Genomic DNA, 22,185 nt, shown 5'->3' with positions numbered 1-22,185 from the left:
CCTCCTCTCGTCCAGACCGATCCGGCCCCCGCCCCTCCTCTCGTCCAGACCGATCCGGCCCCCGCCCCTCCTCTCGTCCAGACCGATCCGGCCCCGGTCACCGAGGCCGTCCCCGCCGTCGCCCCGGTCGCCCCGTCCCCGGCGGTCGTCCGGGTCCCGGTCTCGGCGGCCCCTCTTCCACCGGCGTTCCCGCCCCCGGCGGAGGGCTGACGGCGCGCGCCGCCCCGCCGGTCCGGCGCGGCCCTCGACGCCGTCCGCCAGGCGGCCCGCACCGGCGTCGACGCCGCCCGTGATCGGCCGCACCCGCCGGACGCGCCCCCATCGGGCATGATGGGGCCATGGAACCCCTGTACGTCGTTCTAGCAGTCATCGCCGTCCTCCTCGTCGTGGGCGGGCTGTGGTTCGCGCTCTCGGCCCGCCGACGGCGGCGCGAGCCCCCGCGGATCGAGGCCCCGGCCGCGCCCGCCGCCGAGGTGGAGGCGGCGCAGACGACGGAGGCGGTGGAGGCGGCGCAGGAGCCGGGGCTCATCGAGGCCCCGCCGCCCGCCGAGCCGCAATTCGAGCGGCCCGAGTCCATTCCCGGGCGCATGCAGCGCCTGCGCGCGCGCCTGGCGGGGGCGGGCGGCTTCGGCCGGGCCATTCTGGCCGTCCTGTCCCGCGGGGACCTGACCGAGGCCGACTGGGAGGAGATCGAGGACACCCTGCTCACCTCCGACCTGGGCATCGAGGTCACCACCTCCCTCATGGACGAACTGCGCACCCAGGCCAAGGTCCTCGACACCTCCGACCCCGCGGCCATTCGCGCCGTCCTGCGCGCCCAGCTGCTGGAGTTGGTGGACCCGACCATGGACCGCTCCCTGACCCTGACCCGCCCCGAGCCCGCCGCGGGCTGGGAGGAGGCCGACGGCGCCCCCGCCGCCGCCGTCCTCATGGTCGGCGTCAACGGCACCGGCAAGACCACCACCTGCGGCAAGCTCGCCCGCGTGCTCCTGGCCGAGGACCGCACCGTCCTCATGGGCGCCGCCGACACCTTCCGCGCCGCCGCCGCCGAGCAGCTGACCACCTGGGGCGAGCGGGTCGGGGTCGAGGTCGTGCGCTCCGAGAGGGAGGGCGCCGACCCCGCCTCCGTGGCCTTCGACGCCGTCCGCCAGGCGGCCCGCACCGGCGTCGACGTCGTCGTGGTGGACACCGCCGGGCGCCTGCAGAACAAGGCCGGGCTCATGGACGAGTTGGGCAAGATCAAGCGCGTCATGGAGAAGATCGCGCCCGTGGGCGAGGTCCTCCTGGTCCTGGACGCCACCACCGGCCAGAACGGCATGCGCCAGGCTCAGGTCTTCTCCCAGGCCGTGGGCATCACCGGCATTGTGCTCACCAAGCTCGACGGCACCGCCAAGGGCGGCATCGTCGTCACCGTCCAGAAGGAGCTGGGCGTGCCCGTCAAGCTCGTCGGACTGGGGGAGGGCGCCGACGACCTGGCGCCCTTCGACCCCGAGGGCTTCGTCGACGCCCTGCTGAGCTGAGGCCGCCGGCCTACTGGATGATCCAGCCCTTCTGGGCGGCGATGTGCACCGCCGCGGCCCGGGTGGGCGCACCGGTCTTGGCCATGGCCTGGGACAGGTGGTTGCGGGTGGTGCCCTCCGACAGGTGGACCCGCCGGGCGACCTCGGCGACGGTGGCGCCGTCGGCCGCGGCCTGGAGCACCTCGGTCTCACGCGCCGTCAGGGGCGAGTCCCCGAAGACGAGCGAGTCCGCGGCCAGGGCCGGGTCGACGACGCGCAGCCCCGCATGGACCCGGCGCACCGACTCGGCCAGGTCGGAGGCCGGGGCGTCCTTGACGACGAACCCGTGGGCCCCGGACCGGATGGCGCGGCGCAGGAAGCCGGGGCGTCCGAAGGTGGTGACGATGAGGACCCGCGCGCTCGGCAGGCGCTCCAGGAGCGCGGCGGTGGCGGTCAGCCCGTCGGCGCCGGGCATGTCCACGTCCATGAGCACGACGTCGGGCCGGTGCTCCAGCGCGGCGGGCAGGACGTCGTCCCCGCTGCCGACCTGGGCGACGACCTCGATATCGCCCTCCAGGGCGAGCAGGGCGGCCAGCGCCCCGCGCACCATCGCCTGGTCGTCGGCCAGCATCACGCGGATCATCGGTCATCTCCGTAAGTACTCGGGGTTCGTCTGGGGCCGGGGCGCCGTCGGCGTCCGGGCGGGGCGGGGCGCCCGGGGCTCAGCCGGTCGCGTCGCGCGCCGGCCGAGGGGAAGGACGATGGGCGCTCACCCGCAGGACGGCGCCGCCGCCGGGAGGCGACTCGAGGGCGAGGTCGGCGCCGTTGTCCTGGCAGCGCCGGCGCAGGCCCTCCAGCCCGTGCCCGTCGGCGGCGCCGGGCGGACCGAGGCCGACGCCGTCGTCGGCGATCTCGATGGAGGTGGCGGACAGGGTCACGCGGCAGTGCGAGGCCCGGGCGTGGCGCACGACGTTCGTCACGCCCTCGCGCACCGCCCAGGCGAAGAGCTCGCGCAGCTCGGGGTCGACGCCGTCGACCGTCAGGGGCAGGTCGGCGCGCACGTTCGCGGACAGGAGCGTGTTCGCCGCCCGCGCCAGCTCGCCGGTCAGGCTCAGCTCCCGGTAGTTGTTGACGGTGGAGCGCACGTCGGCCAGGGCGGAGCGCGCCAGGGACTGCACCTCGGTCAGCTCCGCTCTGGCCCGGTCGGGGGCGGCGTCCACGAGCCTGGCGGCGAGCTCGCTCTTGAGGGTGATGACGGTCAGGGAATGACCCAGGATGTCGTGCATGTCGCGGGCCATGCGGTTGCGCTCGTCGTTGATCTCCAGTTCGTGGGTGCGCTCCTCCAGCACCCGGGCCAGGTGCCGCTGCTCCGTGGTGTAGCGCCCGAAGGCGCAGGCCGCCCCCGCGCCGATCAGCGCGATCCACTCGTGGCCGCTCAGCCCCCACGACGGCACGGCCCCCGGGGCGAGGCGGAGCAGGCCGCACAGGATGATGATGACGCCGCAGGAGACCCGCCAGGGCAGGGCGAAGGCGAGGGCGATGGTCAGGAAGACCACCAGCTGGAGCCCCTGCGCGCCGACGCCGACGATCGCTCCGACGGCGGTGATCGCCCCGACGGCGAGCATCGCCCGGTTCAGCCGGCCGGGCCACACCTCCCCCCGGCGCACCCGCCTGAGGCTGGAGGAGCAGGAGATGAAGAGGCTGACGCAGGAGACGACGGCGCACGCCGCCCCCAGCGCCCCGCGCCCGCCCCCGGCGAGCCCGGCCCGCACGACCGGGAGCGTGGCGAAGGCCCACACCAGCCCCCACGCGGCGATCACCCAGTAGGTGCGGCGCGCCCGCGCCTCATCGGGGGACAGAACGCGGGCGGTCACGGTGCAGGATCGTACCTTCGCGCGCTGCGCGCTCACACGCGGGCGGTGTCGCGGCCCATCCTCCAGGCGGCTCCGCCCAGGAAGACGGTCAGCCAGGCCAGGATGTTGACGATCCACCACCAGGAGAAGGTCTCGCCGCCCAGGGGCCACAGCGCCAGCTCGTGCAGGCCGTACATGGGGGTGAAGCTGCCGATGCGGTCCATGACGGAGCCCGGCGTCAGGGGCATGAACAGGCCGCCGAGGAAGGCCAGGAGGGCCATGAGCGGGCCGACGACCTGCATGGCGTTGTCCGAGGGGAGGACGTAGCCGATGAACAGGCCGAAGGCCACGAAGACCAGGGATCCCAGCCACACGATGAGCGCCGTGGACGCCCAGGCGTCCGCGGGCATGCGGGCGTGGCGGAAGGGGCCGCAGGCGTAGACGACGCCGACCGCGCCCGCGCTGATGAGCATGCCGACGATCGCCTTGGCCGTGATGTAGGCCACGGGCCTGAGCGGGGTCAGGCGCAGCTGGCGGCTCCAGCCCGTGGCGCGCTCGGTGCTCACGGCCGCCCCGGCTCCGGTGGTGGTCATGAGGGCTCCGTACAGGGCCATGCCGATCATGATGTCGGCGACGACGTTGCCGCTGCCGTAGGGCATCGAGGCGTAGTCGGCCGAGGCGAACATGAGGAAGAAGGCCACGGGAAGGACGAGGGAGAAGATCACCGAGCGCCGGTTGCGCAGGCGCCTGCGGGCCTCGAGCACCAGGAGGGTCCGGTTCAGGCCGCCCAGGGGCGGCGTCGTGCGGGCGCCGGGGTCGAGATGGCGGGCCGCGGCCGGGGCGGCGGCGGGGGGAAGGGTGACGGTGCGGGTGGTACGGCTCATGCTGCTGCTCCTTCGAGTCCTCAGGCGCGTGCGGGGGTGTCGGTGGTCAGGGCGACGAAGGCGTCCTCCAGACCGCGGCTGGTGATCTCCAGGTCCTTGGCCAGGCGCTCGTTGAGCAGGACGGCGGCGACGGCGTCGGTGTCGGCGGCGGTCAGGCTCAGGGCGCTGCCCAGGATCTCGACGTCGTCGATCCGGGCGCCGGCCGCCAGCGGCGCCAGCGCGCCGCGGACCCGCTCGGCCGGGCCGGTCAGGGTGGCCCGCAGGGTGCGCCCGCTCACGGAGGCGCGGATCTGGGCGGCGGTGCCGTCGGCGACGATCCTGCCGTGGCGCACCAGGACGATGCGGTCGGCGAAGTCGTCGGCCTCTTCCAGGTAGTGCGTGGCGAAGACCACCGTGCGCCCGTCCGCGGCGTCGGCGTGGATGGCCTGCCAGAAGCTGCGGCGCCCCTCCACGTCCATGCCGGTGGTCGGCTCGTCGAGGATGAGCAGGGCCGGGTCGCTCACCAGCGCCATGGCGAAGCGCAGGCGCTGCTGCTGGCCGCCCGAGCACTTCCTGACGGTCCGCGAGGCGAAGTCGGCGACGCCCGCCCGCTCCATGGCCTCGTCGACGTCGATCCGGTGGGCGAAGAGGCTCGCGGTCAGGGCCACCGTCTCGCGCACGGTGATGTCGGGCAGGAGCCCGCCGGACTGCATGACCGCGGAGACCAGGCCCCGGTCGACCGCCCGGCGCGGCGGCATTCCGAAGGTGCTCACCTCGCCGCCGGTGGGGCGGCTCAGCCCCAGGATCATGTCGATCGTCGTGGTCTTGCCGGCGCCGTTGGGGCCCAGGAGGGCGACCACCTCGCCGGGGCGGATGGTCAGGTCGATGCCGTTGACGGCGTCGACGGCGCCGAAGGACTTGCGCAGGCCGGTCAGTCTGACGGCGTCCACGGTGCCCGCGTGGAGCGGGCGCCCCGGGGCGGGGAGGGTTGCTGTGCTCATGGCGCCAGGTTCGCGCCGCCCCGGCGCCGGCCCGTAGCCCATCGGTCATCACTCTCCCATGACAAATCTCAGGGGTCGGGGCCGGCGCAAGGAGCACGGCGAGGGGGATCCGGGAGCGCGCGTCGGGACGGCCCCGGCGCGCGCGGCCGGGTGTGGGCTCAGTCCCGGTCCGGGCGCGGGGGAGGGGCGGAGCCCGTCCTCCCGCTATCCTGGCCCCAGTCATGCCCGCGGCCCCGTGCGAGACCCGCCATCGCCGTCGGGCGCGGAAAACCACACGGCGCCCCGGCGCCCCAGGAAGGACACCGCGTGTTCGGCAACCTCTCCGACCGGCTCACCGCCGCCTTCGCCTCGCTGCGGGGCAAGGGGCGGCTGACCGACGCCGATATCGACTCCACCGTCACCGAGATCCGCCGCGCCCTGCTCGAGGCCGACGTCGCCCTGCCCGTCGTGCGCTCCTTCACCGCCGCCGTGCGCGAGAAGGCCAAGGACGCCGCCCGCTCCCAGGCCCTCAACCCCGCCCAGCAGGTCATCAAGATCGTCAACGAGGAGCTCATCGACGTCCTGGGCGGGCAGGCCCGCGAGATCAACTGGGCCGACCGCGGCCCCACCATCATCATGCTCGCCGGCCTCCAGGGCGCCGGCAAGACCACCCTGGCCGGCAAGCTGGGCCGCTGGCTGCGCGACCAGGGCAGGCGCGTCCTGCTGGTCGCCTCCGACCTCCAGCGCCCCAACGCCGTCACCCAGCTGAGCGTCATCGCCGACCGCGCCGGGGTCCATGTGTGGGCGCCCGAGCCCGGCAACGGCGTGGGCGACCCGGTGGCGGTGGCCCGCTCCGGCGTCGAGCGCGCCCGCGCCAACGGCTACGACGTCGTCGTGGTGGACACCGCCGGGCGCCTGGGCGTGGACGCCGAGATGATGGACCAGGCCATCCGCATCCGCGACGCGATCCACCCCCACGAGATCCTCTTCGTCCTGGACGCCATGGTCGGCCAGGACGCCGTCAACACCTCGGTGGCCTTCCGCGACGGCGTCGGCTTCACCGGCGTGGTCCTGTCCAAGCTCGACGGCGACGCCCGCGGCGGCGCGGCCCTGTCCGTGCGCGGCGTCACCGGGGCCCCGGTCCTGTTCTCCTCCACCGGCGAGGGCCTGACCGACTTCGAGCGCTTCCACGCCGACCGCATGGCCGGCCGCATCCTGGACATGGGCGACCTGCTCACCCTCATCGAGCAGGCCGAGCGGACCCTGGACCGCCAGGAGGCGGAGGCCGCCGCCGCCAAGCTCGCCAAGGGGACCTTCACCCTCGACGACTTCCTCGGCCAGCTGCGCCAGATCCGCAGGATGGGCTCCATGAAGAAGCTGCTGGGCATGATGCCCGGCATGGGGCAGATGCGCGAGGCCCTGGAGAACTTCGACGAGCGCGAGGTCGACCGCGTCGAGGCGATCGTGTGCTCCATGACGCCGGCCGAGCGCGCGGACCTGTCCATCCTCAACGGCTCGCGGCGCAGCCGCATCGCCAGGGGCTCGGGCACCACCGTCCAGGCCGTCAACGAACTCGTCGACCGCTTCGAGGCCGCCAAGAAGATGATGGAGGCCATGGCCTCCGGCGGCTTCGGGGAGGGCGGGCCCATGCCCGGCATGGGGTCCCTGCCCGGCACGGGCAAGCGCGCCAGGGCCCGCCAGGCCCCCAAGGGCAAGCGGGGCAGGGGCGGCAGGAAGGGTCGCAGCGGCAACCCCGCCAAGGCCGCGCGCCAGGCCAAGGAGGCCGCCGCCAGGCGCAGCGCCGAGACGTCCGCCCCGGCGGGCGCGCCGGGGCGGGGCGCGGCCTTCGGGCTGGGCGGGCAGGACGCCTCCCAGGGCTACGGGATCATGCCGGGGCGAAGCGCGGCGGAGCGCGGCGGGCAGCCGAGCGCGGACGAGGTCGCCGACGCCGTGGACGCCCTGCCCGAGGACCTGCGCCGCCACCTGGGCCTGTAGGGGCGCCGGCGCGCCCCGGATTCCGCCGCGTGCGGGTCGGATCGGTTCCTTTCATGGTCTAGCCTTGCTCCATGACCGATGCCACCTTCTCCCTGCGCCGTCTCGGACTGAAGAACTACCGCAGTATCGGATCCTGCGATCTGGAGCTCGGGCCCCTGGCGATATTCGTCGGTCAGAACGGGGCGGGCAAGTCTAATATCCTGGACTCTTTGAGGTTCATCCGCCAGGCGCTCGAGGAGAATATTTCCAGGGCCGTGAGCGAGCGGGGCGGCATCGCGGGGGTAAGACGCAGATCTGCCGGAAGCCCCACCGATTTCACCATCTCCCTGGAATTCTCTTCCGGGAAATTCAGTGGAGTTTATGAGGTCAGAATCGGGACGACCGATGACGGGGGGATCGGAGTGGCGAGAGAGGTGTGCCGCATATCCTCCTCTGATCCCGAGGGCGCCGATGGCGAGGACCACTTCTACGAGTTGAGGAATGGTCGTGCCGTTCGGAGCTCGGAAAGCCGCCTGCCGCGAACGGCGGTGGACCGTCTGGCTCTCGTGGCCTTGTCGGGTCTCGAGGAATTCAGACCCGTCTACGACGGACTCGCGGGCATGGAGGTGTTCAATCCCTCGCCGGAGGCCATGCGGCGTCCTCAGGCGCCGACCCCCGGAGATCCTCTCCGACGCGACGGATCCAATATCGCTTCAGTCCTCGAGATGTTGCGGCATTCAAGCCCGGAGACTGAACGGCGGGTCGAGGAGTACCTGCGTGCGATCGTTCCCGGCATCAGGTCGGTCAGGTCGTCGGCGGTGTCCGGGTGGGAGACTCTGGAGTTCCAGCAGGACGTCTCGGGGTCGGTCGGTCCGTGGTCGTTCCCGGCCTCCGCGGTCAGTGATGGGACGCTGCGCGCCCTTGGCGTGCTCGTGGCGCTGTTCGCCGGAACGGGCGAGGCGCTGAGCCCCGTCGGCGTGGAGGAGCCCGAGATCGCGCTCCATCCGGCGGCCGCGGGCGTCCTCCTGGACGCGATCCGAGACGCCAGTGAGCATCGTCAGGTGCTGCTGACGACTCACAGTCCCGATCTTCTCGATTCTTCTACGATCCTTCCCGGTGAGCTGTTCGCTGTGCGATCGGTCGGGGGGACGACCGAGGTCGGTCATCCCGATGCCGCGGTCCGGTTCGCATTCGACGAGTCGCTCTTCACCGCGGGCGAGCTGCTGCGAGCCGATCAGTTTCAGCCCGAACCTGAGGAAGCCGTATCCCGATGACTGTCCGAGTGGGTGCGGTAGTTGAGGGCCACGGAGAAGTCAGGGCTCTTCCGATCCTCATTCGAAGAATTTGCGAGGCTCACGAGGTGTTCGACCTTCATGTGGAGCATCCATATCGCCTTCCCAGGACCCAGATGCTGAATGGGAGGCTGGTTGGTGCAGTCAGAATGCAGCGCATTCGCGTTGGTGATAATGGTGTAGTGCTGGTTCTTCTCGATGCCGACGACGATGATCCTGGTGAGATGCAGGCGCAGATCACGAGCATCCTTGGCCGCGGAGCCGGAGGAACCACGGTCATCGCGGTGGCCGTACGCGAGTACGAGGCTTGGTTCTTGGCGGCCATCGAGTCGCTTCGAGGGCATGGCGGCGTCAGTGGCGACGCGGTGTTCGACGGGGAACCCGAGCGCCCAAGAGATGCCAAGGGAGTCCTCGCGACACGGATGACGGAATCGTATAGGGAGACCCTCCACCAGGCGCGCTTCTCCGCCGTTATGGACCTTGCCCAAGCCCGTGGGCGCAGCCCGTCCTTCGCCGCGTTCGAGGCCGATCTCCTGGCCGCACTCGCACGGGCCGGTGCGATTTGACGTCCGCCCCGCCTCACAGCCAGCCGTTGGTCTCGGCGGTGCGGGCCGCCTCGGTGCGGTTGCGCGCGTGCGTCTTGCTGATCGCGCTGGACAGGTAGTTGCGCACCGTCCCGGCGCCCAGGTGCAGGCAGTCGGCGATATCGCGGGCGTCCGCGCCGCGCGCCGCCAGCCGCAGCACGTCCTTCTCCCGGTCCGTGAGCGGGTTGGGCCCCACGATCACCGACTCCTGGGCGAGGGTCGGGTCGATGACGCGCAGCCCCGCCGCGATCTTGCGGATCGCCTCGGCCAGCTCCTGGGGCGGGGTGTCCTTGACCAGGAATCCCGAGGCCCCGGCCTCCAGGGCGCGCGAGAGGTAGCCGGGGCGCCCGAAGGTCGTGACGATGAGGCTGCGGCAGGCCGCGCCCGAGGCGGTCAGCGCCGCCGCGGCGGCCAGGCCGTCCATGTCCGGCATGTCGATGTCCAGCAGGGCGACGTCGACGGCGTGCTCCCGGGCCAGGGCCGCCACCGCCCGTCCGCTGCCCGTCTGGGCGACGACGTCGATGTCCGGCTCCAGTCCGAGCAGCGTGGCCAGGGCCCCCCGGACGAGGGCCTGGTCGTCGGCGATGAGGATGCGGATGGGAGCGCTCACAGGGTGACCTCCAGGATGGTGCCCGGGCGCGCGTCGGTGCCGTCCGGGGCGGGACTGGTCAGGATGAGGGCGCCGCCCACGGCCTCGACGCGCTCGCGCAGGCCGCTCAGCCCGTTGCCCAGGCGGCGCCCGACGACGCCCGCGCCGTCGTCCTGGACGCGCACCCGCCCGGGGGTCAGGTCCACGCGGACGCGGGCGGCCCCGGCGTGCCGCAGGATGTTCGTCGTCCCCTCCCGCAGGGCCCAGGCGAGCAGTTCGCGCTGGGGCAGGGGGATGTCGGAGGCCCGCCCCGAGAACTCGGCGGCGACGTCGGCGGCGGCGAAGGCCGTGCGGGAGGCCTCCATCTGCCCGGCCAGGTCCGGGGCGCGCAGGCGGGAGACGGTGGCGCGCACGTCCGCCAGGGCCGAGCGGGACATCTCGACGATCTCGGCGAGCTCGCGCTCGGCGGCCCCGGGGTCGCGGCGCACGAGCCGGTGGGCGACCTCCGCCTTGAGGGTGAGCACGGTCAGGGAATGGCCCAGGATGTCGTGGACGTTGCGGGCGATCTCCTCGCGCTCGGCGGCGACGACGAGCTTGCGCCTCTCCGCCTCGCGCCGGGCGTTGAGCTCGGCCGCGATGCGGGACACCGCGACGATGACGGTGGACAGGGAGAATCCGAAGGCCGCCCATCTGATGTCCGTCGTCGGGGCGAGAGCGAAGACGACGAGGTCGGTCAGGGCGGTGAGGCAGCCGGAGAGGATCAGGCCGGTGCGCAGCCTCGTCGCGAACAGGATGATCGCGCAGAAGTAGGGCAGGTAGGTCAGCGCGTACCACCAGTTCAGGCCCGGGGCCGAGGCGGCGGTGACGCCCGTCAGCAGCGCGAATCTGCCGGCCACCGGCCGCAGCTGGTCGAGGACGCCGGCCCCATCCGGCAGTTCCAGCCAGATCGCCATGGTGGACACGGCCCAGATGTAGACGCAGGCGAAGACGCCGATCCCCACGATGCCCAGCGCCTTGAGCGGCCCCGGCATGTCGGTCCTGATCAGGAAGACCAGGGGGATGAAGAGGAAGACGATCCAGAAGGACGCGGCCCAGTCGATCCGCCGGTACCAGGGGCCGGGACGGGCGTCGGCCGCCACCGGGGCGGTGACGGCCGTGCGTCCTGCGGAGATGATGCCCATCTCGGGTTCCCCGCCGGTCAGTGCCGCGCCGTCGTCCGGCGCCGGGCGGCCAGGCACGCGATGACGAAGATGAGAGTCCACACGGCGATACTAGTGAGGGGCAGCCACAGGGCCTCGTGGACGATCCTGTTCTCGCCGGTGGCGCTCATGGTGGCCACGGCGTCGCCCTGGAGGGCGCGCAGGGCCAGGTTGCCGACCCCGTACATGGGGGTGAAGTGGGCGAAGTCGAACAGGCTCCCGCTCAGCGGCATGAACAGGTTGCCGAGGAAGGCGAAGATGCTGATCGAGGCGCCCGCGATGCCGACCGCCGCCTGCGCCGGGATCCACAGCCCCATGGCCAGGCCGTAGCAGGCGAAGGGGACGGCGGTCAGCAGGGCCAGGGCGTAGCTGGTGGCCCACACCCAGGGCGCGTCCATCTGCGCGCCCGTGAGGGCCCCGGCGATGAAGATGACGGTGACCGGGAAGACCGAGACGATGAGGGCGGTCAGCAGCTTGGTGGTGACGTAGGCGCGCAGGCCGCCCGCCGTGAGCGCCATCTGGCGGCCCCACCCGCCGGCCTGCTCGACGGCGGCGCCGGCGGCCGTGCAGGTGGCGGCGATGGCCACGGAGAAGACCGACATATTGATCATGATCGTGGAGGCGACGTTGCCCCGGCCGGCGTCGTGGGCGGAGAAGTCCTGCATGGCGCCCCAGAACAAGTACATGCCCAGCGGCATGATGAGGGTGAAGAAGAGCATGTCGGGGCGGATCAGGGTGGTCAGGGCGTCGATGCGCGTGTAGACCCACGGGCGCGGGCGGCGCCCGGCCGGGGCGGTGCGGCTGCGGTCGCCGGCGGGGCGGGCCGCGGGAGCGGGGCGCCCGGGGTCGCCGGCGGGACGGGCCGCGGGAGCGGGGCGTGCGGTCCGGGTGGGGCGGGCATTGCCGCGAGCGGCGAAGGCGGCGGTGGTCATGGCTGGTTCCTCGATTCTGGTGACGGGTGGACGGGGGCGCCGGGCCGGCGGTCCGGCGGGCGGGGGGCGGCCGGGGGAGCGGCCGGCTCAGGCGGCGCGGGCGGGGGCGCCGTCGTGCTCCTCGCCGACGAGCTCGGCGAAGATCTCCTCCAGGCTGAGCGCCGCGATGCCCAGGTGGGCGGCCGGGGTGGTGGTCAGCAGGAGGCGGGCGACGTCGTCGGGGGCGGTGGTGCGCACCTCCAGGTGCTCGCCGTGGACCTCCACCGCCAGCAGGGAGTCGGACACGGGGGCCAGGGCCGCGCGCAGCCGGGCCTGGCCGCTCAGCCCCGGCCAGGTCGCGCTCACCGTGGTGCCCTCGCCCATGGCGCGCACCTCGTCCACCGAGCCGGAGGCGACCAGGCGGCCGCGGTCGATGATGACGATGCGGTCGGCGAAGTCGGCGGCCTCCTGCAGGTAGTGGGTGGCGAAGAGGATGGAGCGGCCCGCCGCCGTCTGGGCGCGCATGGTGGCCCAGAAGGCGGCGCGGGCGTTGGGGTCCAGGCCGGTGGTCGGCTCGTCCAGGATCAGCAGCTCGGGCTGGGCCATCAGGGCCATCGCCAGGCGGATGCGCTGGACCTCCCCGCCGGAGCAGCGGGCGACCCGCCGCCGCAGGATTCCGCGCAGGTCGGTCTGGTCGATGATGGCCTCGACGTCGGGGGCGCGCAGCTGGAGGGAGGCGATGATGTCGAGGGTCTGGCGGACCGTGTAGGAGGGCAGGATCCCCCCGGACTGGAGGACCGCGCCCACGCGCCCGGCCCGCACCGCCTCCCGGGGCTCGACGCCCAGGACGGCGGCGGTGCCGGCGTCGGGCCGGGTGAAGCCGAGGAGGACGTCGAGGGTCGTGGACTTGCCGGCCCCGTTGGGGCCGAGGAAGGCGACGACCTCGCCGGAGGCCACCGTGAGGTCGAGGCGGTCGACGGCGGTGACGGGGCCGAAGGTCTTGGTCAGGCCCCTGACCTCGACGGCGGGGGTCCTGGCGGGGCGGGCCCTGACGGGGAGGGGGGCCGGTGCTGTGGTGCTCATGGCTCAAGGATCGGCCCGCCCGCCGAGGCCCGGTACTGAGACCCGTCACCGCTTCCGTATGACAGGTGTCAGGCGCCTCCCGGCCCGCCGGTCACCCGGTCGGGGCGTAGCCCACGATCCTCGTGCCGACGACGGCGATGATGAGGTCCGCGCGGATGGTGACCCTGACGTGGTCGCCGTCGGTGACCTCGGGGGGCAGGTCGGTGGCGGTGCTCGTCGTCAGATCGACGGCGACGACCGGGATGTCGGGGGAACTCCGCGTCACGAGCAGGGTGCGCCCGTCCGGGCTCAGGAGCGCGCGGTTGTCCTCGAAGACGGTGGGCACGCGCGGGGTGGAGGGGGTCCTGTTCGCCAGGGGCCGGCCGTTGAGGAGCTGCGGCCTCGACCTCCCGTCGCGCGATGAGGTCAGGGCCGTCGTCGCCCAGCCGGTGTCGCCCAGCTCGTAGGCGCGGCGGTACTCGTCCAGGGTCGGCGGCCCCGTCGGCGACAGGAGGACGAGGTACTCGTCGTCCGTCGTCGCCGGTTTGACGGCGCCCGCGGGGGTGCCGTCGGGACTGAGCATCTCGAAGCCCGATGCGTTCTTGGACCGGCGGAGCCAGCCGTCCGCGGCGGGGATGTAGGTCGTCTGATCGGTCTTCGAGGAGGAGGAATTGGAGGAATTGTGGATGGAGCCGTCGGCCAGGGAGAGGAAGCCGGATGCCGACGGGCCGGATGTCGACGAACCGGATCTCCTGCTCCTGGGGCGCTCCTCGATCCGGACGTGGCCCGTGGCGTCGTCGCCGACGACCCGCGCCGTCGGGAAGTACCAGTTCCTCTCCATGGATCCCCGCCGCCATCTCTCAACCGGGTCGCCGTCGTTCCAGTCCCACCCGGCGCACCAGTCGCCCGAGCCGGCGCACACGATCGCGAGGTTGTTGAAGACGAGCCTCGGGGAGGCCCGCTCCCAGGGCGCGTCGGACGCCTCCCCCGTGGCAACGTCGACCAGCTTCCCTCCCATGATGAGCTTGGAGCCCCAGGGCGTGCTCTCCTTGGGATGCTCGGTGAATCCGTCCATGGTGATGGTCCAGGCCCGCTCCGGGTCGGCGGCCCCGAGCCGGTACCCCGTCACGCTGGCGCGGGAGTCGGAGCCGCTGCCGAGCCGGTGGGCCACGACGAAGTAGTCGCCCCAGGCGTACAGGAGCGCCTCGCGGCGGCTGGTGCTCGTGCCGACCAGGACCGGGTCGTCCAGGCTCCAGGCCTCCTGCCAGGAGCCCGCGTACGCGGGCCGATCGGACGGGGTGGGCGACGGCGACGGCGTGCGCCGGGCCGCGATGGTGCGGGCCGGGAAGGTCGGGCCGACGGCGACCCGGGGGCGCGACAGGTCCTCGACGAGGTCGGGCAGCGCTGCGACCAGCACCGCGACGATCAGGACCAGGACGACCACGGCGACGCCCGAGCCGCGCGATCCGCGGGGCGTGCGGGGCGTGCGGGACGCGCGGGGGCGGCGCTGGCCGGGAGTTCTGCTGCGGTCGGAGCGCCGTACGCGCCCCGGCCGAGGCGGACTCGTGTAGGAGCCCTGCTTCGGCGGGCGGATGGAGGTCGACGTCGGCGGGCGGATGGAGGTCGGCGCGCCGGGGGGACGGATGCCGGGGAAGAGACGCTTCACACTCCTAGCCTCCGCCCGACCCGCCCGCCGCGTCCAGACCCGTTCCGGCGCCGACCCCGGATCATTCGCATCCGCAGCGCTTCCCGCCGGTCCCGCGCGACTTCTCCGCCGACCTCGGCGAGGGGAGGGCGGGGCGGGGCTGTGGGCGATCTCGCAGCGCCGCGGCGCCGCAGCGCCCCGTCAACGCTGGCGGGCCCGCACGGGGCTCTGGCACAATGACCGGCTGTACTCAGGCGGCGGCAGGCCCCTCTCCCTCCTCCGCCCGCGTCTCGGCTCACGCCGGAAACCGCTGCTTCGCCCCTCACCGGGGGCCGGCGCGCGCCAAACCATCCAGAACCAGGAGTTCAACCAAGTGGCAGTCAAGATTCGCCTCAAGCGCATGGGCAAGAAGTTCGCGCCCTTCTACCGCGTCGTCGTCGTCGACGGGCGCAAGAAGCGCGACGGCCGTGTCATCGAGGAGATCGGCGTGTACGACCCGATGCAGGAGCCCTCGCTCATCCGCATCGACTCCGAGCGCGCGCAGTACTGGCTCGGAGTCGGCGCCCAGCCCTCCAACACCGTGTTCAACCTGCTCAAGATCACCGGCGACTACCACGCCTTCAAGGGGCTGCCGATCCCGGAGGGCAAGCTGAAGGTCAAGGACGAGCAGGCCGCCGCGGCGCTCAAGGAGGCCGCCGTCAGGGCCGCCGCCGACGACGCCGAGAAGCACAAGGCCGCCGCCGCCAAGGCCGCGGCGGACAAGGAGGCCGCCGAGGCCGCCGAGGCCCCGGCCGCCGAGGGCGGCGAGGCCCCCGCCGAGGAGGCCTGACATGCTGGCCGACGCGCTCGAGCACCTCGTGCGGGGCATCGTCGACCACCCCGACGACGTCACCGTCACCTCCCGGTCGCTGCGCCGCGGCGACCTGCTGGAGGTGCGGGTCAACCCCGAGGACCTGGGCCGCGTCATCGGCCGCTCGGGCCGCACCGCCCGCGCCCTGCGCACGGTCGTCGGGGCCCTGGCCGACGCGCCGGTGCGCGTCGACGTCGTCGACACCGACCGGCGCTGACGCGCCCCGCCGACGAACCCGTACCGGACCGCGCCGCCCGGCCCCTCCCGGGGTCGGGCGGCGCCGCGTCCGAGGAGGACCGGCCCGGGTGGGGCAGCGCACGCGTCCCGGGCCCGGCGACGGCGCGACCACGCGGTAGGTTTGGGCCCGTGCTCCTGACCGTCGCCGTCATCGGCTCCGCCCGCGCCCTCAAGGGCGAGGTCCGCCTCGATATCCGCACCGACGACCCCGAGGGCCGTCTGGCCCCGGGCACCGCCCTGCCCACCGCTCCGGCCGACGCCGGGCCCCTGACCGTGACCCGCCTGCGCTTCGACGGCTCCCGCTGGTTCGCCGTCTTCGCCGAGGCCGGCGACCGCACCGCCGCCGAGGCCCTGCGCGGGGTTCGCCTGCTGGTGGAGACCGACGACGAGGACGCCGAGGACGACGCCTGGTACGCCCATGAGCTCATCGGCCTGCGGGCCGTGCGGCGGCTGCCCGACGGCGCCGCCGAGACCCTCGGCGAGGTGGTCGACCTGGAGCGGGGGGTCGCCCAGGACCGCATCGTCGTGCGCACCGGCTCCGGCCGGGACGTGGCCGTGCCCTTCGTCGCCGCCCTCGTCCCCGAGGTCGACGTCGAGGCCGGCACCGTCACCCTCGATCCGCCCGGCGGGCTCTTCCCGGGGCTCGGCGCGGCCGAGGGGGCCCTGCCGTGAGCGCCGCCGCCCCCGACGCCGTCGGCGCGCCCCTGCGGCTGGACGTGATCACCATCTTCCCCGACTACCTGCGGGCCCTGGACCTGTCCCTCATCGGCCGGGCGGCGGGGGAGGGGCTCATCGACCTGCGCGTGCACGACCTGCGCGGCTGGACCCGCGACCGCCACCGCACCGTCGACGACACCCCGCTGGGCGGGGGCGCCGGCATGGTGATGAAGCCGGACGTGTGGGGCGAGGCGCTCGACGAGGTTCTCTCCCTGCCCGCCGACGCGGCCGCCGCCCGCGAATCCGCCGCGGCCCGCGGACGCCGGGTCCTGGTCGTGCCCACGCCCTCCGGCGGGGTCTTCACCCAGCGCACCGCCGAGGACCTGGCCCGCGCCGACCACATCGTCTTCGCCTGCGGGCGCTACGAGGGCATCGACGCCCGGGTCGCCGAGCACTACCGGGCCGCCGGCGTGGAGGTGGCCGAGCTGTCCATAGGCGACTACGTCCTCAGCGGCGGCGAGGCCGCCGCCCTGGTCATGATCGAGGCGATCGCGCGCCTGCGCCCGGGCGTGCTGGGCAACCCCGACTCCGTCGTCGAGGAGTCCCACGGCGCGTCCGGCCTGCTGGAGCAGGAGGTCTACACGCGCCCCGTCGCCTGGCGCGGCCTGGACGTGTCCCGCGCCCGGCCGGAGCTGCTCAGCGGCGACCACGCCCGCATCGCCCGCCTGCGCCGCGACCGGGCCATCGCCCGCACCATCGCGCGCCGCCCCGACATGATCGCGCGCCTGCGCCCCGACGACCTCGACGCCGCCGACCGGGCCGCCCTGGCCCGGGGCGGGTGGGCCGTGCCCGCCGGCGCCGCGGGCCCCGTCGAGCTGGTGGTCCGCCCCGCCGCCGCGGCCGACCTGGCGGAGCTGGCGGACCTGGCCGCGCGCACCTTCCCGGACGCCTGCCCGCCCCTCCTCACGGCCGAGCAGATCGCCGAGCACGTGGCCGCCCACCTGACCCCCGCGCGCTTCGCCGACTGGCTGGCCGACCCCCGCGTCGTCCTGACGGTCGCCGCGCTCGGCCGGGACACCGCGACCCGGGGCGGACGGGTCGCATCCGGCGAGCTCATCGGCTACAGCGCCGTGCTCATCGAGCCCGGCGACGGCGGTGCGCCGCCCCCCGGCCTGGATCCCCGCCCCGACGGCGTGAGGGTCCCGGCCGCCCCCGACGGCGGGGCCGGACTGGCCGCCGAACTGTCCAAGGTCTACGTCGACGCGCGCCTGCGCGGCTCCGGCACGGCCGCCGCCCTGCTGGCCGAGGCCGTGCGCGACGCCGCCGCCCGGGGCGTGACCGCCCTGTGGCTGGGCACGAACGACGCCAACCGCCGCGCCCGGAGGGCCTACCGGCGCTCCGGCTTCGCCGGGGCGGGATCGCGCACCTACGACGTCGGCGGGCGCACCTGCCGCGATATCGTCATGGTCCTCAACCCCCAGGAGGCCGCCGGTGAGCACTGAGTCCCCCACGGACGCCCGCAGGAGCACCGCCGCGAGACACCGGGCGGACAACGGCGCCGTCCCGCCCCCCGAGCCCGCCGAGGGCGCGACCGGCGACGCCGCGGAGCCCGCTCGCCGCCGGCGCCTGCACCCGCTGATCGGCAACCTCGGCGCCTTCCTCCTGGTCCTGGTCATCGTCATCGTCATACGCAGCACGGTCGTCCAGACCTTCGTCATCCCGTCGAGCTCGATGGAGGACACCCTCGCCGAGGGCGACCGCGTGGCCGTGACCATGTACGACGTCGACGAGATCAGGCGCGGGGACATCGTCGTCTTCAACGACCCGGACAACTGGCTGACCGTCACCGAGCCGACCGGCCTGCACAAGATCATCCAGGACGCCCTGGTCGCCCTGAGGATCCTGCCCGCCAACCCCGGCCACCACCTCATCAAGCGGGTCATCGGCGTGGCCGGGGACCACATCGTCGCCGACGGCCGGGGCTCCCTCACCGTCAACGGGGTCCCCGTGAACGAGACGTATCTCAAACCGGGCCGCTCCGCCTCCGAGATGGCCTTCGACGTCGTCGTGCCCCGGGGCTTCGTCTGGGTCATGGGGGACAACCGCTCCAACTCCTCCGACTCGCGCTACCACCAGGACGACGCCCACGGCGGCTTCGTGCCCATCGATGACGTCATCGGGGTCGCCAAGCAGATCGTGTGGCCACTGTCCCGGTGGAGCGGACTGAGCGAGGGGCGCGAGGCCTTCGCGGCGGTTCCCGACCCGGCGTGAGGTCGCGCACGTCCCACATCGCCGTCTCGCAAGCCGGGCGGGGGCTGTGGCAGACTGGGCCCGCTCTCGGGCCTCGGGACGCCTCTGCCACTGGGGGGGCGCTCCACGCGCAGGACCCGCGGGCGACCGAACCCGGTGTCCCCGCGCGGGTCCAAATCCCGCCCGCGGCGCCGCCTACCCAGCGCCCCTGACCAGTGGCACGAGCGTGGAGACAACTCATGAGCAACCTGATCGACGAGATCAACGCCGCGTCGCTGCGCGACGACATCCCGGCCTTCCGCCCCGGCGACACCCTCAAGGTGCACGTCAAGGTCGTCGAGGGCACCCGCTCCCGCATCCAGGTCTTCCAGGGCGTCGTCATCGCCCGCCAGGGCGGCGGCGTCTCGGAGACCTTCACCGTCCGCAAGATCTCCTTCGGCATCGGCGTCGAGCGCACCTTCCCGGTCCACACGCCCTCCATCGACAGGATCGAGGTCGTCACCCGCGGCGACGTGCGCCGCGCCAAGCTGTACTACCTGCGCAACCTGCACGGCAAGGCCGCCAAGATCAAGGAGCTCCGCGAGGACTGAGCGTCCCCGCCGCCCGTTCCTTCCAGCTCATCGGCGTCGCCCGAGGCCCACTCCGGGCTCCGGGCGGCGTCTCATAACCACCGCCCCTCCGCCGGGGCGCCGCTTCCGGGATACCGCTGAGAGGTAGCAACCATGGAGCCCACCAGGGATGAGGCCGGGACCGACCGCGATCGCCTCGCCGCCGTCACCGAGAAGAAGGGCGGGCCCGGGGTCCCGGAGCCCGGGAGGGCCGACGAGGAGGCGCCCCCGGCCGTCGAGGAGGGGCCTTTAAAGGCCGGCGGGAGGACCGGGGAGGAACCGGAGCCGGACACGGCCGGGCAGGATCCCCCGCGATCCGCCGGCAGGACCGCGGTCTTCCCGGAGATCGCCGCCGGATGGGCCCGGACCCTGGGCGCCATCACCGAGGAGATCCCGATCGTGGTGATCGAGGATGACGGCGAGGAGCTGGCCCCGCGGGCCGACGACGAGCCCGCGGAGGATCCGGAGGCCGTCGAGGGCTCGGGGGCCGCTGAGGAGGGTCCGGAGGCTGCGGAGGACTCGGAGGCCGCTGAGGGCTCGGGGGCCGCTGAGGAGGATCCGCGCGACGCCGGCGGGGGCGCGGAGGATCCGGAGCCCGGCGGGGACGCCGTCGAGGGGCCGTTCGACGGTCCCCAGGAGGCCGTTCGGGAGGAGCCCGCGCAGGAGATGCCGGAGGCCGCCGACGAGACGCGGGTCGTCGAGGAGTCCGCGGAGATCCCGCAGGCCGCTGACGAGCCCGCGCAGGAGGCGCCGGAGGCCGGGGCGGTCGGGGTCGTTCCCGACAGGACCGAGGAGTTCCCGGTCGTCGAGGCGGCCTCCCCTCCGGAGGTCTCGGAGCCCGCGGAGCCGCCGGAGGGTCTCGAGGAGGCCGACGGCGAGGATGTCCCGCGGGCCGTCGAGGAGCCCGCGGAGGCGCCGGACGCCGAGGAGAACGCCGTCGAGGAGCCTGTGGAGGCGCCGGACGCCGCCGTGGAGGCGCCGGACGCCGCCGTGGAGGCGCCGGAGGCCGACGAGGGCTCGTCGGAGGGCCTCGAGGCCGACGAGGGGGAGCCGCACGATGCCGGGTCGGGGGACTCGCGGGGCGCCGTGTCCGCGCCGGAGGCCGGGGCGGTCGGGGTCGTTCCCGACAGGACCGAGGAGTTCCCGGTCGTCGTCGAGGCTGCCTCCCCTCCGGAGGCCCCGGAGGCCGAAGAGCGGCCGTCTGATGGTCTCGAGGAGTCCGTTGAAGAGGAGCCCGCGGCGGACCCGCGGGACGCCGCCGAGGATGCCGTTGAGGGCTCGCCGGAGGGTCTCGGGGAGTCCGGCGAGGAGGTCCCGCGGGCCGTCGAGGGGCCCTCGGCGGCCCCATGGGACACCGCCTCGCCCGCGGCGGCCCCGCGCGTCGCGGACGTGTCCGGGGCGTCGGAGGCCGATGGACGGGACTCGCGGGGCGCCGGACCCGCGCAGGAGATACCGGAGACCGGCGGGGAGGCCGGGGAGCCCGGGGATGTCGGGGAGGCCGAGGAGGCCGCCGAGGCCGGGCAGGCCCCGGACGTCACGACCCTGCGGGCGGCGGAGACGCCCGACGCCGCCCCGGTCGACCTGCCCGCCGCCAAGGCCGACCTCCCCCCCTCCTACCCGCCGCCGCGCCGCTCACGACGGGCGAGGGCGAGGTCCGGATCATCGCCCCGTCGTCGCCGCCGGTGGATCCCGCACCGCTCGACGATTCTCGTCGTCGTCATCGTCGTCGCGCTCACGGCCCTGTTCAAGACCTTCGTCATCCAGTGGTTCGAGATCCCCTCCGGCTCCATGGAGAACACCCTGGAGGTCGGCGACGAGGTGGCCGTGACCATGTACGACGCCCAGGACCTCGAACGCGGCGACGTCGTCGTCTTCACCGACCCCGACCACTGGCTCGACGTCGAGGACCCCACCGGCCTGCGCGGCGTCATCCGCGACACCCTCATCCTCATCCACCTCCTGCCCGAGAACACCGGCCACTACCTCATCAAGCGGGTCATCGGCGTGGCCGGGGACCACATCGTCGCCGACGGCCGGGGCTCCCTCACCGTCAACGGCGCGCCCCTGGACGAGACCTACCTCAAGAACGGGACCTCCCCCTCCGAAGTGGCCTTCGACGTCGTCGTGCCCGAGGGCTTCGTCTGGGTCATGGGGGACAACCGCTCCAACTCGGCCGACTCGCGCTACCACCAGGACGACGCCCACGGCGGCTTCGTGCCCATCGACGACGTCGCCGGCGTCGCCAAGGTCGTGGTGTGGCCCATCGGCCACTGGCGCGGCCTGGGCGACGGCCACGAGGCCTTCAAGGACGTCCCCGAGCCCGGCCGGGCCCCCGCGCCGGCCGCCCCCGCCCCGGAGGACGGCGCGTGAGCCCGGCCCGGCGCCCGCGCACGCGCCTCCGGCCCGACCGGCGGACCGAGGCCGAGCTCCTGGCCTCCCACGCCCTGGTCGGCGGCATGGACGAGGTGGGGCGCGGCGCCCTGGCCGGGCCCGTGAGCGTGGGCCTGGCCATCGTCGGCGCTGCCACCCCCGACGCCTTCCCCCGGGGGCTGGCCGACTCCAAGCAGCTGTCCCCCGCCCGCCGCGAGGCGCTCGTCGAACCCTGCCGCGCCTGGCTGGTCGACAGCGTCGTCGCCCACGCCCAGCCGGCGGAGATCGACGCCCTGGGCATCGTCGGCGCCCTGCGCCTGGCGGGCGCGCGGGCGCTGGCCCGGGTCGGCGAGCGCGGGCACGCCCCCGGGATCGTCATCCTCGACGGATCCGCCGACTGGCTCAGCCGCCCCGATGAGGATCTGCTCACGGCGCTCGGGCCGGCGGGCTCCGGGCCGAGCGCCCCGCGGCAGGCCCTGCCGGAGATCCCGCCGGTGCGCACGCAGGTTGGGGCGGACGCCCGCTGCGCCGTCGTCGCGGCGGCCTCCGTGCTGGCCAAGGTCGAGCGCGACGCCCTCATGGCGGGCCTGGAGGATCCCGGCTACGACTGGGCCTCCAACAAGGGGTACGCCACCCCCGCCCATGTGGCGGGGCTCAGACGCCTGGGCGCCGGCGACCAGCACCGCCGCTCCTGGCGCCTGCCCGGTCTCGGGGCCTTCGCCACGGGCTGAGGCGCCGACGCGCCCCGCGCACCTGGATGCG

21 protein-coding genes and 1 pseudogene are annotated in these 22,185 nt (G+C 74.1%); 13 read left to right on the top strand and 9 right to left on the bottom strand.

Annotated elements, in window-relative coordinates; translation table 11 throughout:
- Positions 1 to 210: pseudogene (locus tag G446_RS20575) on the top strand (type IV secretion protein Rhs); the annotation flags it as partial.
- Between the two features lie 128 nt (positions 211 to 338).
- Positions 339 to 1,520: a signal recognition particle-docking protein FtsY gene (gene ftsY / locus G446_RS0105560; RefSeq protein WP_026409409.1), complete on the top strand. Its 1,182-nt coding sequence runs from the start codon at positions 339 to 341 to the stop codon at positions 1,518 to 1,520.
- A gap of 10 nt (positions 1,521 to 1,530) precedes the next feature.
- On the opposite strand, the gene G446_RS0105555 is transcribed toward ftsY, so the two are convergent.
- The 4 genes from G446_RS0105555 to G446_RS0105540 form a co-directional block, all read right to left on the bottom strand.
- Positions 1,531 to 2,142 carry a response regulator transcription factor gene (locus G446_RS0105555; protein WP_026409408.1) on the bottom strand — a complete coding sequence of 204 codons (612 nt, stop codon included), beginning with the start codon at positions 2,140 to 2,142 and terminating at the stop codon, positions 1,531 to 1,533.
- A gap of 79 nt (positions 2,143 to 2,221) precedes the next feature.
- The gene (locus G446_RS0105550) at positions 2,222 to 3,373 is read right to left on the bottom strand and encodes a sensor histidine kinase (protein ID WP_026409407.1); all 1,152 of its coding nucleotides are present in this window, start codon (positions 3,371 to 3,373) and stop codon (positions 2,222 to 2,224) included.
- A gap of 32 nt (positions 3,374 to 3,405) precedes the next feature.
- Entirely contained in the window at positions 3,406 to 4,236 is an 831-nt protein-coding gene (locus G446_RS0105545) for an ABC transporter permease (protein WP_084779018.1), read from the bottom strand.
- 20 nt (positions 4,237 to 4,256) lie between these two features.
- On the bottom strand, positions 4,257 to 5,216 hold the full coding sequence (locus G446_RS0105540; protein ID WP_051285685.1) for an ABC transporter ATP-binding protein: 960 nt from the start codon (positions 5,214 to 5,216) through the stop codon (positions 4,257 to 4,259).
- 306 nt (positions 5,217 to 5,522) lie between these two features.
- Between G446_RS0105540 and ffh the strand changes: the two genes are divergently transcribed.
- The 3 genes from ffh to G446_RS0105525 all read left to right on the top strand — a co-directional run bounded on the left by ffh (position 5,523) and on the right by G446_RS0105525 (position 9,027).
- Positions 5,523 to 7,190 (top strand): signal recognition particle protein, encoded by a 1,668-nt coding sequence (gene ffh, locus G446_RS0105535; RefSeq protein WP_026409404.1) that lies wholly within the window; start codon positions 5,523 to 5,525, stop codon positions 7,188 to 7,190.
- 71 nt (positions 7,191 to 7,261) lie between these two features.
- On the top strand, positions 7,262 to 8,443 hold the full coding sequence (locus G446_RS0105530; RefSeq protein ID WP_026409403.1) for an AAA family ATPase: 1,182 nt from the start codon (positions 7,262 to 7,264) through the stop codon (positions 8,441 to 8,443).
- Entirely contained in the window at positions 8,440 to 9,027 is a 588-nt protein-coding gene (locus tag G446_RS0105525) for a DUF4276 family protein (RefSeq protein WP_026409402.1), read from the top strand. The genes G446_RS0105530 and G446_RS0105525 overlap by 4 nt, the downstream gene beginning before the upstream one ends.
- Positions 9,028 to 9,040: 13 nt before the next feature.
- On the opposite strand, the gene G446_RS0105520 is transcribed toward G446_RS0105525, so the two are convergent.
- The 5 genes from G446_RS0105520 to G446_RS0105500 form a co-directional block, all read right to left on the bottom strand.
- Positions 9,041 to 9,655 (bottom strand): response regulator transcription factor, encoded by a 615-nt coding sequence (locus G446_RS0105520; RefSeq protein ID WP_026409401.1) that lies wholly within the window; start codon positions 9,653 to 9,655, stop codon positions 9,041 to 9,043.
- On the bottom strand, positions 9,652 to 10,815 hold the full coding sequence (locus G446_RS16165; RefSeq protein WP_245574597.1) for a sensor histidine kinase: 1,164 nt from the start codon (positions 10,813 to 10,815) through the stop codon (positions 9,652 to 9,654). The genes G446_RS0105520 and G446_RS16165 overlap by 4 nt, the downstream gene beginning before the upstream one ends.
- Positions 10,816 to 10,832: 17 nt before the next feature.
- Complete coding sequence (locus G446_RS16160) at positions 10,833 to 11,765, bottom strand: ABC transporter (RefSeq protein ID WP_245574596.1); 933 nt, start codon at positions 11,763 to 11,765, stop codon at positions 10,833 to 10,835.
- An 87-nt stretch (positions 11,766 to 11,852) separates the two neighbouring features.
- Entirely contained in the window at positions 11,853 to 12,827 is a 975-nt protein-coding gene (locus G446_RS21610) for an ABC transporter ATP-binding protein (protein WP_026409399.1), read from the bottom strand.
- A 91-nt stretch (positions 12,828 to 12,918) separates the two neighbouring features.
- On the bottom strand, positions 12,919 to 14,472 hold the full coding sequence (locus G446_RS0105500) for a hypothetical protein (RefSeq protein WP_156916529.1): 1,554 nt from the start codon (positions 14,470 to 14,472) through the stop codon (positions 12,919 to 12,921).
- Positions 14,473 to 14,824: 352 nt separating this feature from the next.
- Here G446_RS0105500 and rpsP point away from each other — a divergent pair, with 352 nt between their 5' ends.
- The 8 genes from rpsP (at position 14,825) to G446_RS0105460 (ending at position 22,154) form a co-directional block, all read left to right on the top strand.
- A complete protein-coding gene (rpsP, locus tag G446_RS0105495; protein ID WP_026409397.1) occupies positions 14,825 to 15,280 on the top strand; it encodes a 30S ribosomal protein S16 in 456 nt (151 codons plus the stop codon).
- 1 nt (position 15,281) lies between these two features.
- Positions 15,282 to 15,518, top strand: a complete 237-nt coding sequence (locus tag G446_RS0105490) for an RNA-binding protein (protein ID WP_026409396.1) — start codon at positions 15,282 to 15,284, stop codon at positions 15,516 to 15,518.
- A 149-nt stretch (positions 15,519 to 15,667) separates the two neighbouring features.
- Entirely contained in the window at positions 15,668 to 16,210 is a 543-nt protein-coding gene (gene rimM / locus G446_RS0105485; protein WP_026409395.1) for a ribosome maturation factor RimM, read from the top strand.
- Positions 16,211 to 16,242: 32 nt separating this feature from the next.
- The gene (gene trmD, locus G446_RS0105480; RefSeq protein ID WP_034469306.1) at positions 16,243 to 17,697 is read left to right on the top strand and encodes a tRNA (guanosine(37)-N1)-methyltransferase TrmD; all 1,455 of its coding nucleotides are present in this window, start codon (positions 16,243 to 16,245) and stop codon (positions 17,695 to 17,697) included.
- Entirely contained in the window at positions 17,687 to 18,466 is a 780-nt protein-coding gene (lepB, locus tag G446_RS16155; protein ID WP_051285680.1) for a signal peptidase I, read from the top strand. The genes trmD and lepB (G446_RS16155) overlap by 11 nt, the downstream gene beginning before the upstream one ends.
- A gap of 218 nt (positions 18,467 to 18,684) precedes the next feature.
- Positions 18,685 to 19,035 (top strand): 50S ribosomal protein L19, encoded by a 351-nt coding sequence (rplS, locus tag G446_RS0105470; RefSeq protein ID WP_026409393.1) that lies wholly within the window; start codon positions 18,685 to 18,687, stop codon positions 19,033 to 19,035.
- A gap of 132 nt (positions 19,036 to 19,167) precedes the next feature.
- Positions 19,168 to 21,423, top strand: coding sequence for a signal peptidase I (lepB, locus tag G446_RS20570; protein WP_051285679.1), 2,256 nt, complete (start codon positions 19,168 to 19,170; stop codon positions 21,421 to 21,423).
- Positions 21,420 to 22,154: a ribonuclease HII gene (locus G446_RS0105460; protein ID WP_026409392.1), complete on the top strand. Its 735-nt coding sequence runs from the start codon at positions 21,420 to 21,422 to the stop codon at positions 22,152 to 22,154. The genes lepB (G446_RS20570) and G446_RS0105460 overlap by 4 nt, the downstream gene beginning before the upstream one ends.
- Positions 22,155 to 22,185 lie beyond the last annotated feature (31 nt).

The organism is Actinomyces dentalis DSM 19115 (genome assembly GCF_000429225.1).
GTDB classification, from domain to species: domain Bacteria; phylum Actinomycetota; class Actinomycetes; order Actinomycetales; family Actinomycetaceae; genus Actinomyces; species Actinomyces dentalis.
Note: the sequence above shows the minus strand (reverse complement) of the source record. Positions and strands in the feature narration are given on the sequence as shown.

Excerpts from the sequence above, each read along its gene's own strand:
- G446_RS0105540 (WP_051285685.1), bottom strand. The coding sequence starts at position 5,216 with ATGAGCACAGCAACCCTCCCCGCCCCGGGGCGCCCGCTCCACGCGGGC.
- ftsY (WP_026409409.1), top strand. The coding sequence starts at position 339 with ATGGAACCCCTGTACGTCGTTCTAGCAGTCATCGCCGTCCTCCTCGTC.
- G446_RS0105525 (WP_026409402.1), top strand. The coding sequence starts at position 8,440 with ATGACTGTCCGAGTGGGTGCGGTAGTTGAGGGCCACGGAGAAGTCAGG.
- rplS (WP_026409393.1), top strand. The coding sequence starts at position 18,685 with ATGAGCAACCTGATCGACGAGATCAACGCCGCGTCGCTGCGCGACGAC.
- G446_RS0105545 (WP_084779018.1), bottom strand. The coding sequence starts at position 4,236 with ATGAGCCGTACCACCCGCACCGTCACCCTTCCCCCCGCCGCCGCCCCG.
- G446_RS21610 (WP_026409399.1), bottom strand. The coding sequence starts at position 12,827 with ATGAGCACCACAGCACCGGCCCCCCTCCCCGTCAGGGCCCGCCCCGCC.
- G446_RS16160 (WP_245574596.1), bottom strand. The coding sequence starts at position 11,765 with ATGACCACCGCCGCCTTCGCCGCTCGCGGCAATGCCCGCCCCACCCGG.
- G446_RS16165 (WP_245574597.1), bottom strand. The coding sequence starts at position 10,815 with ATGGGCATCATCTCCGCAGGACGCACGGCCGTCACCGCCCCGGTGGCG.
- G446_RS0105490 (WP_026409396.1), top strand. The coding sequence starts at position 15,282 with ATGCTGGCCGACGCGCTCGAGCACCTCGTGCGGGGCATCGTCGACCAC.
- lepB (WP_051285679.1), top strand. The coding sequence starts at position 19,168 with ATGGAGCCCACCAGGGATGAGGCCGGGACCGACCGCGATCGCCTCGCC.
- G446_RS0105555 (WP_026409408.1), bottom strand. The coding sequence starts at position 2,142 with ATGATCCGCGTGATGCTGGCCGACGACCAGGCGATGGTGCGCGGGGCG.
- G446_RS0105530 (WP_026409403.1), top strand. The coding sequence starts at position 7,262 with ATGACCGATGCCACCTTCTCCCTGCGCCGTCTCGGACTGAAGAACTAC.